Annotated in this window: 11 protein-coding genes; 7 read left to right on the top strand and 4 right to left on the bottom strand. The window is 69.7% G+C overall.

Annotated features, from left to right (window positions below):
- From Acor_RS41935 to Acor_RS00590, 3 genes are all read right to left on the bottom strand, one after another.
- A partial coding sequence (locus Acor_RS41935; protein WP_218034048.1) for a hypothetical protein occupies positions 1 to 778 on the bottom strand: 778 nt, incomplete at its 3' end.
- Complete coding sequence (locus Acor_RS00595) at positions 775 to 2748, bottom strand: right-handed parallel beta-helix repeat-containing protein (RefSeq protein WP_155334490.1); 1974 nt, start codon at positions 2746 to 2748, stop codon at positions 775 to 777. The genes Acor_RS00595 and Acor_RS41935, both read right to left, overlap by 4 nt.
- 1 nt (position 2749) lies before the next feature.
- Entirely contained in the window at positions 2750 to 4012 is a 1263-nt protein-coding gene (locus Acor_RS00590) for a glycosyltransferase family 2 protein (RefSeq protein WP_218034047.1), read from the bottom strand.
- A 416-nt stretch (positions 4013 to 4428) separates the two neighbouring features.
- On the opposite strand from Acor_RS00590, the gene Acor_RS00585 reads away from it, so the two are divergent.
- From Acor_RS00585 to Acor_RS00565, 5 genes are all read left to right on the top strand, one after another.
- The gene (locus Acor_RS00585) at positions 4429 to 5334 is read left to right on the top strand and encodes an ADP-ribosylglycohydrolase family protein (RefSeq protein WP_174876088.1); all 906 of its coding nucleotides are present in this window, start codon (positions 4429 to 4431) and stop codon (positions 5332 to 5334) included.
- The gene (locus Acor_RS00580) at positions 5331 to 5837 is read left to right on the top strand and encodes an NUDIX hydrolase (protein WP_155334487.1); all 507 of its coding nucleotides are present in this window, start codon (positions 5331 to 5333) and stop codon (positions 5835 to 5837) included. The genes Acor_RS00585 and Acor_RS00580 overlap by 4 nt, the downstream gene beginning before the upstream one ends.
- Entirely contained in the window at positions 5831 to 6322 is a 492-nt protein-coding gene (locus Acor_RS00575) for a hypothetical protein (protein WP_155334486.1), read from the top strand. Before Acor_RS00580 ends, Acor_RS00575 begins: the two co-directional genes overlap by 7 nt.
- Before the next feature lie 295 nt (positions 6323 to 6617).
- Positions 6618 to 8717, top strand: coding sequence for a M6 family metalloprotease domain-containing protein (locus tag Acor_RS00570; RefSeq protein ID WP_155334485.1), 2100 nt, complete (start codon positions 6618 to 6620; stop codon positions 8715 to 8717).
- 619 nt (positions 8718 to 9336) lie between these two features.
- The gene (locus tag Acor_RS00565) at positions 9337 to 9525 is read left to right on the top strand and encodes a hypothetical protein (protein ID WP_155334484.1); all 189 of its coding nucleotides are present in this window, start codon (positions 9337 to 9339) and stop codon (positions 9523 to 9525) included.
- A gap of 314 nt (positions 9526 to 9839) precedes the next feature.
- On the opposite strand, the gene Acor_RS00560 is transcribed toward Acor_RS00565, so the two are convergent.
- Positions 9840 to 10349: a SigE family RNA polymerase sigma factor gene (locus tag Acor_RS00560; protein ID WP_246238326.1), complete on the bottom strand. Its 510-nt coding sequence runs from the start codon at positions 10347 to 10349 to the stop codon at positions 9840 to 9842.
- A 137-nt stretch (positions 10350 to 10486) separates the two neighbouring features.
- Between Acor_RS00560 and Acor_RS00555 the strand changes: the two genes are divergently transcribed.
- Together Acor_RS00555 and Acor_RS00550 are read left to right on the top strand one after the other, a co-directional pair.
- Positions 10487 to 11089 carry an RNA polymerase sigma factor gene (locus Acor_RS00555; RefSeq protein ID WP_308805612.1) on the top strand — a complete coding sequence of 201 codons (603 nt, stop codon included), beginning with the start codon at positions 10487 to 10489 and terminating at the stop codon, positions 11087 to 11089.
- The gene (locus tag Acor_RS00550; protein WP_155334483.1) at positions 11082 to 12077 is read left to right on the top strand and encodes a CU044_5270 family protein; all 996 of its coding nucleotides are present in this window, start codon (positions 11082 to 11084) and stop codon (positions 12075 to 12077) included. Before Acor_RS00555 ends, Acor_RS00550 begins: the two co-directional genes overlap by 8 nt.

Here is a 12077-nt window from a genome sequence, read left to right as displayed (position 1 = left end):
GGAAACCCGGGGGCGCCGACACGCCGGGCGAGGGCTGCGCGAGCCCGCCGGGCGGCAGGACCAGTTCCGCGTTCTCGGTCGGCCGGTCGCTGCCGGTCAGCGCGAGCCCGCCGGTCGGGCCGCTCCAGAAGCCGAGATGCTCGACCTGCGCGTAGCTCATCTTGAGCTCGCCGCCGACCGCGCGGATGTAGCTGCGCCCGTCGGCGACCTTGCTGTCGGCCGTCCTGGTGTGGGGGTCCCAGCTGGTCAGCCGGACCGGGTTCTGCGCGGAGCCGTTGATCCGGATGCTCGCGCCGAAACCGACGATCGACACGAAGGTGCCGGGCTCGCTGCGCATCCGGATCACCAGCGGGCCGGTCGCGTTCTGCAGGACCAGCTTGGCCCCCGGCCCGAGGAACACGTTGATGCCGAGCAGGTAGGAGTCGTCGTCCTGCTTCTGGAACTGATCAAGCCCCAGCTTCTCCAGGTCCGCCACCCGGTACGGCTCCCGCCGCTGCGGCAGCACCAGCGTCTGCCCGTTGGCCGAACTGGAGATGTGCGGCACCCGGGCCGCCGCCGCCAGCGGCCCGCCCCGGGCCACCGCCGAGGACAGGGTCGCCCGGGTCTGCATGATCCGCAGATCCTCCTGGTCGGCCAGGGTCGATTGCTGCTGCGCGTCCGCCGCGGACACCTCGTTGACCGCCGGCGCCGGCGCCGGCGCGTCGATCCAGGACAGGTAGAACCAGCTGCCGGCCGCGGACATCAGCACCACCAGGACGATCAGAATCCGGCGGCTCATCCCCGGCCCCCCGCCGTGGGCGTGGTTCCGGCGTGCATCGGCACCGACGACTGCCGATGCCACTGGCCGTTCCCGTTGTGGGCCGGGCGGCCGTTCTGCTGCGCCCCGGCGTGCCGGAGCAGCATGAGCGGCTTCTCCACCAGCGCCTGCTGGTGCTCGTACGGGTTCCCGAGCGTGCCGCGCTTACGCTGCCGCTCCATCACCCCGCGGGACCGGATCGCCGACACGATGACCAGCAGGAAGACACCGGCCCAGATCACGTTCATCGGCTTGACGTAGCGTTTGGCCTGGACCCAGAAGGACGAGGTGTCCACCCACTTGTCCTCGTCGTTGTTGTGCTTGTTGACCTTGCCGGCGGCGCGGGCCACGCTGATCGCGCTGGTTCCCGAGCCGACGATGGTGTTGCGGGTGATCTCGGAGGCCCGCGCGTCGCCGATCACGGTGATCCCGTGGGCCTTCGGCTCGGTCCTGGTCGTGATCTTGTTGCCGACCACGGTGGCGTCGGAGTCGCGCATGTAGATGCCGGTGGGCGTGCCCTTGATGGTGTTGCCGGCCACGTGCGCGCCGGTGGTCCCGTCCCGCAGCGCGATCGCCTGGCGGCGCTGGTTGGACAGCTGGTTGCCGGAGATCTGCACCCCGCTGGCGCCCTCGCGGACCACGATGCCCATGTCGCCGCCGATGATCTGGCTGGTCTGCACGGCCAGGCGGCTGCCGCCGAGCACCTCGATGCCGTACCGGCCGTTGTCGCGGGCGACGCTGTTGTTGACCGAGCTGTCGCCGTAGACGGCCAGCGACTCGCCGCTCGCGGACGGGCCGACGGCGAGCGCCCGGCCGTTGAGGGTGAAGCCGTTGCGGCCGTTGCCCTGGGCGATGCAGTCGGTGACGCGCACCTTCTCGGTGGCCCGGGACAGCACGAAACCGTCGCCGCCGCTGCCCCGCACCCGGGTCGACTCGATCGTGGCGTTCTTCGCGAACCGGTGCATGAACACGCCGTGCACCAGGCTGTCGACGATCTCGTTGTCGATGATCTGCGTCTGGTTGGAGCCGGAGACGAACAGCCCGTACGCGTCGCCGGTGATCACGCTGTGCTTGATCGAGCCGGACACCAGCTCGTCCCCGAGCAGGTGGGAGGCGGTGCCGGGGCCGACCGGGATGGTCTCCACGTCGCCGAAGTTGCCGCCGCTCTTCTCTCCGCCGGGGTTCGCGAGCCGCTCCGCCTTGTCCTGGTGGCGCTGATCCTTGGTCCTGTGCCGGTACGCGCTGGCCGGCCGCTCGGTGCCGGTGAGCGCGATGCCGCCGGTGCGCCCGCTCCAGAAGCCCAGGTTGGAGACCTGCGCGTACTCCATCTCGAACTGGCCGCCGACCGCGCGGATGTAGGCGCGGCCATCGGCCGTGGAACGGTCCGGCCGCCCGGTTCTGACGTCCCAGCTGCTGATCTTGACCAGCTTCCCCGGGCTGCCCTTGATCTCGATGCCGCCGCCGAACGCGATGATCGAGCTGAACGAGCCCGGCAGGCTGCCCATCCGCAGCGTCAGCGGCCCGCGCAGCTGCAGCCGCGCCCCGTCGGCCACGAAGACGTGGATGCCGAGCAGGTAGGAGCCGTCCTTCAGCTGGCGTACGTACCGGCCTTTCTCGATCGCCGCCAGATCCTTGAGCGTGTACGGCGCATTGGTGTCGCGCCCGGGCAGCACCAGGGTCCGGCCGTGCGCCGACACGAAGACTTGGGGCTGCTTGCGCTGGGCCGCCTCGACGCCGCCGGTCTGGAGCAGGGCGGTGAGCGCGGCGCGGGTCTGGACCAGCCGCTGGTCCTCCATGTCCACCAGGGTCGACTGAGCCTCGGCCTCCGCGGCGGACACCGGAGCCGGGCCAGGTTCTTCCCAGGAGGTGGGTGGGGAGGCTGCCGCGGGAGCCACGCCCAGCCCGAACGCCAGCGTCAGCGACGCGGCAGCCAATGGGACGAACCTTGCCATCTCAGGCCATCCCCTTGAGCGTGGAGGCGCTCTGGCCAGCCCCGCCGACCTGGTCGGAGGTACGGGTCAGCCAGCCCTGCTTGTTCATGGTCACGAACGCCCACAGCTTGATCGGCAGGGCGATCATGATGACCACCAGGCAGAGCAGCGGCAGCAGCAGGATCTCCGCCGGGTGGCGGCGCAGGTGCGACCAGCCGCGGATGCCCCGGCCGAGCAGCAGCCAGCCGACGACCAGGCTGATGCCGAGGGTCGTGAGCTCCAGCCTGCTGAAGAACATGTACGCGAGCGTGACGCCCATGGTCACCGGGGTGAGCAGAATCTGCAGCACGGTCACCTTGGTGACCAGCGGCGTCTTCCACAGCCACCCCTTCCACAGCGCGGTCAGGTAACACCGGTAGGAGTTGCGGCTCCACCGGACGCGCTGCTTGACGAAGGCGCGGAAGGAGTCGGGGAACATCGAGATGGCCCGGGCCGAGGACTGGTGCACGGTTTTGTAGCCGGAGGCCAGCACCAGCCAGGTGAGCCTGCCGTCGTCGCCGGCGATGCACCGGCGGCCCAGGAAGAACTCGTTCTCCAGGTTGTGCACCACCGGGATGATGGCCGCGCGCCGGTAGGCGGCGGTCCGCCCCGACAGGCATGCCACCCCGCCCCGGCTGCCCATGGCCGGCACGTAGTCGTAGTAGCGCAGGTTGACCAGCCAGTCCGCGATCCGGCGCCAGATACTGCTGGTCCGCTGGTACACGTTCTGCTGGGTGCCCACCCCGCCGACCGAGGGGTCCTCGAACGGCATCTGGACAGCGGCCAGCAGGCCCGGCTGCCACCAGGTGTCGGAGTCGGCGAAGACCACGACCTCGCCGCGGGCCGCCCGGATGCCGACGCCGAGCGCGGAACGCTTGCCGGAGTGCTCGTAGACCAGGACCTTGAGCCTGGGGTCGACGACCTCGTGCAGCTTGGCGTGGCACTCGGTGTCGCCCACGTCGACCACGATGATCACTTCGTACGGGTCCTGCGCCAGCCAGCTGGCCAGGCAGCGGACCAGGATCTCGGCGTCCTCCCGGTAGGAGGGGACGACGACGGAGACGGTCGTGCGGTAGCTGTTGACGACCGGTTTGGCGAGCCGGGACAGCACGACGCGGTAGAGCCACAGGCCCCAGACGAGCAGGCCCGCCAGACCCAGCGGGATCAGGTCCCGCCAGGTCCCGTTGGCACTGGCGGCAACGACCCATTCATAGGCAGCATCAAGCCAATTCGAATCTGACGCCACGGATCCTCCTGGGCGGTTTGCCCCCATATGCCCAGATACGACTGGGCAAGCTAGCCCTTCACAGACAGAGAGAATTTACGGGGCATCGCGCCACAAAACGGCCGGAACGTGGCAATTGTTATAAGGCTGAAGAAGTTTGCACGCGGGGCAGGCGGGACTGATGAGGCGTCACAGAGATCATCGCGGCAGGGGTGGGGTCCGTTACATGACTTTTACGGAAATATTAGCCCACAGGTCTAATAAGAAACCTTTTTTATGACAAAACGAACTAAGTTCTGTTAAGCGCGTTGTGAAGGGTTCGCTGGCGCTTCTCTACGACGTAGCGTGAAATTTTACGACTCTAAGTATCCCCACCACCCACCCCAAGCGCCAGCGTTAAATGATCTCAACACTCGACCAGTGCCACAATGATCGAAATGCCAACCACCCCGCGATCCCACGCGACCACCGCCCTGCACGGCCTCGCCCTGGGCGACGCGCTCGGCTCCCAGTTCTTCGTCCCCGCCAACCGCCGCGCCCTCACCGAGCGCCTGCTGCCGCCCGGCCCCTGGCAGTGGACCGACGACACCGAGATGGCCTGCTCCGTGCACCGCGTCCTCACCTCGCACGGCGCCATCGACCAGGACGGACTCGCCACGAGCTTCGCCGTGCGCCACGACTTCGACCGGGGCTACGGCCCCGCCACCAACCGCATGCTGCGCCTGGTCCGCGAAGGCGGCGACTGGCGGGCCCTGGCCGCCGGGCTGTTCGACGGCAACGGCTCCTGGGGCAACGGCGCCGCGATGCGGGTCGCGCCGCTGGGCGCGTGGTTCGCCGACGATCCGGCGCTGGCCGTACCCCAGGCGAGGGCGTCCGCCGAGGTCACCCACACCCATCCGGAAGCCGTGGCGGGCGCGATCGCGGTTGCCGTGGCCGCCGCCGTCGCCGCCGGGCAGCCCGGTCTGCGGCCTGGGCACTTCCTCGACCAGGTCATCGCGCTCACCCCGGCCGGCCTGGTCCACGCCGGGCTCGTCCAGGCCCGGCGGCTGCTGACCATCTCCGATCCGGTTCTGGCCGCCCGGGCGCTCGGCAATGGGCGCGCCGTCTCCGCCCAGGACACCGTGCCCTTCGCCCTGTGGGCCGCCGCCCGGCATCTCGACGACTACGAGCAGGCCTTCTGGGCCACCGCGACCGCGGGTGGCGACATCGACACCACCTGCGCCATCGTCGGCGGCGTCATCGCCACCCGGGCCGCCCCGCCGCCCAGCTGGGTAGAGCGCTGCGAGCCGCTCCCCGCCTGGGCGGACGTGCCGCCGGAGGCTCTTCTACGATCAAGGTCATGACGAACGTCGCTATTCGCCACAGCGCCCGGGTCCTGCTGGTGGACGCCGCCGAGCGGCTGCTGCTGTTCCGGTTTCCGGCGCCGGTCAGCTGGAGGATTCCGTACTTCTGGGTGACGCCCGGAGGGGGTGTGGACGAGGGGGAGAGCCTGGCGGTGGCGGCGATTCGGGAGCTTCGTGAGGAGATCGGGCTGGAGTTGGAGCCGGACCGGCTCGGGCCGCTGGTCGCTGTCACGTCCGGGCCGGCCGAGCTGGGCGAGCGGCTGGTGGAGGCGACGGATTCGTTCTTCTTCGTGCAGGTCGACGGGCATGTGATCGACACGTCCGGCCAGGAGGAGATGGAGCGCGGCCAGATCTCGGCCTACCACTGGTGGAGTCTTCCCGAGCTCGCCGCGACGAGCGAGCTGATCACGCCGCTGGGCCTTCCCGGGCTGCTTCCGCGCCTGATCGCGGGCGAGGTCCTGGCCGAGCCCGTACGGCTGCCGTGGCGGCGCCCGCCATGCTGATCGTCCAGCGGATCGTGACGCGCTGGACCAAACAGGCGCGTGGCGGGCCGCAGGCGACGCTGCGGAGCGCGGTCCCCGCCGCGTTCGCTCTGCCTCCGCTGCCGGATGCGCCGCTGGCCTGCCATGACGTCCTCGCCGAGGAGCGGACCGGCTACGAACCGGCGGTCGCCGTGGACGGGTTGTCGCTGCCGGCGCAGCTGAACGGCTTGCGTTACGAAGTGGCTGGATCGGATGTCCGGGTGACGCGCACTCCGGTGTGGGCGGCCTACCCGAATGCCCGCCATCCCGGGCAGGTTTTCCTGCTCCAGCCGGGCGTACGGGCGCGTTACCGGGCCAATTTCCGCTTCAGCGGATACGGCATCGAGTGGTACTACGAACAGTGGACGGTCAATATCGCCAACGCGCCGTGGGAGCGTGATCTCTTCGTCGCCGGGACCTTCGAACTCACCGTGGACGAGCGGGTTTCTCTTTACGGCGGGCATTGACAAATCAAGGTTCTCCGCCGGCCCGATCCAGCGGGGGCGACGGCGATTTCCAGGAAGAAACGCCAGTGGAAATCAACGCGTCAACTCCACCTCGCCCGAGGTCGTCCAGCCCTGATCTGCTTGCTCAGCAGGTGAAGCTGTCATCACCCTGCCGGATGACAGCATGTCATCCCCGCGGCGGATGACGCAATCCCGTAGCGGAGGGTGACGAACCGACCACGAAACTATGTCACATACTAGTACTGACAGAGTGTCAATTGATCTACCAAAACACCGCTATATAACGTGACATAGTATGAACCGCCCCCTCAGGTTACTCGTCGCAGCCGCGGCGCTGGTGCCGCTCTCGTTACTCCCCGTGAGCCCCGTTTCCGCCGAGCCCGCCGCCGACCCCGAACTCCCCTGGCGCTACGACCACTGGCCGCAGACCCAGCCGTGGCAGCAGGACCAGCCCTCCCAGGCCGCGCAGCTCCGCACGCTGGGCGGCCAGCAGGGTCACCCCACCCCGATCGACCCGCAGACCTGGAAGAACCCGGACCACATGACGTGGGCCGACTACAAGAAGGTGCCGGGCACGAACTGGGCGGACCCCTCCGTCCCCGGCTCGGTACGGACCTTCAAGGGCGCCCTCGTCCTGCTGGACTACCCCAACCAGCCCTTCGTCGTCACCCAGCCCAAGGGCTCGACCGCCTTCAAGAACCCCACGGCCGAGGCGCACGACGTCCCCCGCGACCAGGTCGCCAAGTTCTACCAGGACTTCCTCAACACCCCGAACGACCTCAACCGGGGTCACACCATCCACGAATACTGGATGGAGGACTCCCAGGGCCGCTACGGCGTGGACCTCACCGGTTTCGGCCCTTACACAATGCCGGGCAAGGACCACGAGTACGCCCTGGAGTACCAGCGCAACTCCTGCCCGGCCGGTGATGTCTGCAACAAGGACCTGCGCCGCGACGGCAACGCCGCCTGGCTGACCGCCGTCGGCCCGGAGACAGCGGCCCAGTACGACTTCATCTTCTACGTCAGCGCCGGCCAGGACGAGTCGTCCACCTGGCAGGAGTTCGGCATGATGAAGTTCCCCACCAAGGAAGACGTCACCGACGAGTGGGGCCCCGACGACCCGGCCCTGCCGAACTGGTCGCCCACCCGCTACGTGGAGTGGACCTCCTGGCAGGCCGGCTCCACCTTCTGGCCCAACGCCCGCTTCGGCGTCGACTCCGTCCAGGCGGAGAGCTCCGGCATGGGCGTGTACGCGCACGAGCTCAGCCACATCATGGGCATCGCCGACAACTACAACAACCCGTACGCGAACCCGGTCCGCCGCGCGTACACCGGCATCTGGGAGATGCTCAGCCGGGGCAGCTTCAACGGCCCCGGCGGCCCGCACAGCCGCTGGCTGATCCCGCCGACCTCCGGCGGCTCGATGGGCGCCCAGCACATGCTCCGCAACAAGATCAAGCTGAACATGGTGGACGAGGCCAACGTGCTGCGCCTGGACCGGGACGCGCTGGACGAGTCCGGCCTGGTGGTGGCCGAGGTCACCGCCCGCGCCGTGCAGCCGGGGGCGACCGGCCTGACCGGGGTCAACATCGCCATGGGCGCGGACCTGAGCCCGGCCTGCACCTTCCAGACCGACCCGCTGTGTGACGGCGGGCGCTACAACAACTACACGGTCGAGGTCGTGGACCGGATGGGCGCCGACTCGTTCACGCCCGACTCCGGTGTGCTGCTGGCCAAGACCAAGAACGCCGACCAGGCCCCGTTCGAGTGGGTCATCGACGCCAACCCGCAGGACATCGGCATGACCGACTACGTCCTGCCGGACGGCACCCAGGTCCCGATCACCATCGGCGACTACCGCCAGCTCTCGGACGCGCTGTTCCACGCGGGCGCGGACTCGGGCAGCGAGTACGAGTTCACGGACGAGGCCAACCGGCTGCACTTCTACGTCCTGGACGTGAAGCGCTCCGGCAAGGGCGTGCTGTCGTACAAGGTCGCGGTCCGCTCGCTGGACGGCTCAGGCCCGCAGAAGCGCGGCGTCCAGGTGCTGCCCGCGCTCGGCATCACCGCCGGCGACAGCGTCGCCACCTGCAAGTTCCCGGTGCTCAACACCGGCAAGAAGGCGGCCCCCGCGGGCACCCACCCCGAGGACGTGTCCGCCTACCTCAACAACGACGTCTACCGGCTGACCACCACGGTGGAAGGCCGCGGCTGGACCGTCTCCATGCCCAACCACCTCACCACCGCCGAGTTCGGCAAGCAGGTCACCGTCCCGGTCCACGTCCTGCGGGCCAAGGGCGGCGCACTGCTCGCCAAGGTCAAGCTGACCGCCACCTCGGAGAGCGACCCCACCAAGAAGTCCACGTCGACCTGCCTCGCCGTAGGCCGCTAACCCAATAGAGGGGTACGGCACCCGCCGTGCCCCTCTTTCGGCCTGCACCCCATCCGGCCCACTCCGCGCCCCTAACACAAGCCCATTTCGCGCGCCCTGGCCCTTGGCTCTCTTGGCGTGCCCCTCAACCCCGGCTCGTTCGGCGGATGACACGCCGGATTTGCCGGTTTGCAGGTCGTGGAGGGCTTCGCCGCGCCGGTTGGGGAGGCCGATGGTCATGAAGCGGTCGACGGCGAGGCCCATGGGGGCCCATTCGGGAAGGTCGCGTTCCTGGGAGCCGTCACGGAGGCGGGAGAAGTAGCTGCTGTCGGGGCGGACGCCGACGCAGATGGTGACGCCGCAGCGGACCATGGTTTCGCCGGGGTTGATCACCGCTTTGCTGATGGCGCCAGTTTCGGTGTTGAGGATCTCCTCGAAGCTGGTCTCGTTGTTGGGGGTGTATTCGCCGGGAAAGCCGACATAGGGCCAGCGCAGGAGGTGGTGCCGGTCGGCGCCGGGGACGGCGGTCACGGTTCCGCCCCCGAGGGGAACCGAGAAGACGCCGCCTTCACTGACAGAGAAGATCAGCTGGTCGCCGGCCACGGTCAGCTCGTCGCCGCGCCCCGGGGCGGGTCGGTCGGTGCGGATCTCGGCGGGTTCTCCGCCGGAGATCGGTACGGACCAGAACCTGCTGGCCATCCTGCCGTCGACGTCCTCGATGGTCTGCCAGACGATCGAGCCGGCGCCCACGGCGTACCCGGACGCGTACACCCCCTTCGGGGTGGCGATGTCCGTGATCTCGCGTGACTGCCGGGCGGTCAGGTCGTAGGCGTAGAGGGCGTTGGCCTTCTCGAAGCTCGACCAGGTCTCCAGCAGGAGGGTGCGGTCGTCGATGAACAGCTTCGGGCGGAGGGTGCCGCCGCCCGCACGTTTGGCGGGGATCTTCCACACTGCGTCGGGCCACACCTTTTCGACGGGCGGGGGAACGGCCGACAGCTTGGCGGTCGCAGTGGGCGTGGCGGTCGCGGGCACGCCGCCGCCGCGAGCGCGTCACGATGAGAGCGGGCAGGCCGCCCGGCGCGAGGGGGGCGCGGCCGGAGGCGCGGCCGAGGGCGCGGCGGAGGTCGGCTTCCAGGTCGTGGTTCATCGGGCGCTCCCGTTCGCCGCCGTACGGCCGGCGATGGTGGTACGGAGTTTGCTCAGGCCGAGCGAGGCGTGGCTGCGGACGGTGCCCCGGGAGATCCGGAGCACGCCGGAGATCTCGGCGTCGGACAGCTGTTCGTAGTACCGCAGCACGAGCACGGCCCGCTGCTTGCGCGGCAGGTCGTAGAGGGCCTGCCAGAGCCCTTCTTCGAGGTCGGACGGCAGCGCGTCCAGATGCGCGCCCTCCGGCGGATCCCAGGCGAGATACTCCCGCCGCCGCAGCCGCCAGGCGCTGATGTGCAGTCTGGCCATGATGACCCGGGTGTAGCGCTCCGGGTCCTGTTTGCGGCGGACCCGGTCCCACGCCCGATGCAGCCTGATCAACGCCTCTTGGGTCAGGTCCGCCGCGTCGTGCGGGTTGCCGCTGAGCACGTAGCCGTAGCGCAGCAGCGCGTCGGCCCGGTCGGCGACGAAGTCCGCGAACCGGGAGTCGTCCTTCAAGTGTTTCAACCATTCACAGTCCGCCACCTCTCAGACGGCGTCGACGGCGAAAGTGTTGAATCCCCGTGAAAGCGGATCGGCGGATCGGGCGATATAGGGTGTCCGCTGCTCGCTGCCGAAGGAACACGCATGACGGGAAGACCATCGTGACCACGGTGTCCTGGGCCGCTCATCGGGCCGGGGACGCCGAGGCGGTGCGGCACTCGCTGGCCGACGCCGAGCGGTTCAGCGTGATCTTCGACACGTATTTCGGGGAGATCCACCGGTATGTCGCCCAGCGGCTGGGCACCGACAGCGCCGAGGACGTGGTCGCGGAGACGTTCCTCACCGCGTTCCGGAAGCGGGCGCGGTATGACCCGGCGCGCGCCAGCGTCCGGGTCTGGCTGTACGGCATCGCCACCAACCTCATCCGCCGCCACCACCGCACGGAGGTGCGCGCGTTGCGCGCGCTCGGCCGCCACGGCCCCGATCCCGATTTTCCAGGACATGAGGACGAGGTGTCCGTGCAGGTCAGCGCGGAGAGCCTGCGCCCGCACATCGCCGCCGCCGTCGCGGAGCTGCACCAGCGGGATCGCGATGTCCTGCTGCTCGTGGCGCTGGCCGAGCTCAGCCACGAGGAGATCGCCACCGCGCTGGGCATCCCGTACGGGACGGTGGGGTCGCGGCTGAATCGCGCCCGCCGGAAGCTGCGGGCGGCGCTGGGCGACACCAACCCGATGCGCGACCCGAGGGAGAACGGCCATGGATGACCTGACCCGGGTCCGCGACCTGTACGGCGAGCCGGGCCCCGATCCCGCCCTGAAGGCCCGGGTTGGGGCGCTGATCGAAGCCGAGGCGCGGCGGCGGCTGCGGGTGATGCCGTGGACGGCCGCGCTGGTGGCGGCTGCCGTCGCGGCGGGGGTGGTCGTGGCGCTGCCGGGCGGGAACCTCGCTTCCGGCTCGGAGGGGCGGTCGATTCTGCTGGCCGCCGCGGTGCGGGCCGAGTCGGGGGACGCGCGGGCGGGGGCGTACTGGCGGGTCAGGAAGCTGGTGCGGGAGCGGCATCCGGAGATGCTGGGCGGGGGCGCGAACCGGTACTGGATGATCGAGCCGCGGGTTTCCGAGCAGTGGGTGTCGCGGGGGGGGAGGGTCTGGTCCGGGACGGTCACGCTGGGGGCGGAACCCGCCACCCGGACCGACGAGGCGGCCTGGCGTCGGGACGGCTCCCCCGGCGAGTGGCCCGGATTGTCCACGGCGCCCGGCCGGAGCACGCTCACGGATGTCCCCGGCGGGGTCGCGTTCAGCATGGCGGGGCAGACGATGACGTTCGCGCAGATCAGGGCTCTCCCGGCCGACCCTGTCGCTCTCCGCGAGAACGTCGCGAAGGCGGTGCGGGCGGCCTCGGGTCCCGATCAGGGCGTCGTGGCGGACGCGCTGAGCGGGCTGCTCTGGAGCAAGCCTTCCCCGCCCGAGGTGCGGGCGGCGGCCTACCGGGCCCTCGCCGACCTGCCGGAAGTCGAATATCTCGGCCGGCGGACGGACGAATCCGGCCGGACGGGGGCGGCGTTCTCGTTCGAACTGGGCGTCCCGGCCGCCCGGCGGACGCTGATCATCGACACGGGCAGTTCCCAGGTGCTCTCCTCCACCACCGACGCGCCGGGCGTGCAGCACGACCAGGTCGAACTGGTGCTGGAAGCCGGTTGGACGGACGAGAGGCCAACGGCCCCGGAGGCGGCCTTGCCCACGGGAACTCCGTGA

It is taken from the genome of Acrocarpospora corrugata (assembly GCF_009687845.1).
Taxonomy (GTDB): Bacteria; Actinomycetota; Actinomycetes; order Streptosporangiales; family Streptosporangiaceae; genus Acrocarpospora; species Acrocarpospora corrugata.
The sequence above is the reverse complement of the archived record's forward strand: the minus strand, read 5'-3'. Positions and strand labels throughout refer to the sequence as shown.